We start from the raw sequence: 365 nt of genomic DNA on the forward strand, positions 1-365 counted from the left end.
TCACCGCGCCCGACAGGATGTGCGCGCCGATCTCGGAACCCTTCTCGAGCACGCACACGCCGATCTCGGTGCCTTTCTCGGCGGCCAGCTGCTTGAGCCGGATCGCCGCCGACAGCCCGGCGGGGCCACCGCCGACGATCACGACGTCGTATTCCATCGATTCGCGCGGGCCGTATTGCGCGAGCAAGTCCTGTGTGGTCAAAATCCTGTCTCCTCCTGCGTCCGGACCGTCAGCCGGTCAGAACTGGTCTTCCGTCAACGCGAGCACGCCCTCGTTGCCCTTCGTGCCGACGATCGACGCTTCGAATGCGCCTGCCTGCACCAGCACGTGCTCCGCATAGCATTGCGCGATCGCGATCTTCGCA

1 protein-coding gene is annotated in these 365 nt (G+C 65.5%); it reads right to left on the reverse strand.

Annotated elements, in window-relative coordinates; all coding sequences use genetic code 11:
• Window positions 1-202: NAD(P)-binding protein (locus tag G3O00_RS43155; RefSeq protein WP_206146650.1), on the reverse strand; the 202-nt coding region annotated here is incomplete at its 3' end.
• Window positions 203-365: the final 163 nt, after the last annotated feature.

The sequence above is a fragment of the Burkholderia sp. Ac-20384 genome, assembly GCF_017104605.1.
GTDB lineage: Bacteria > Pseudomonadota > Gammaproteobacteria > Burkholderiales > Burkholderiaceae > Burkholderia > Burkholderia lata.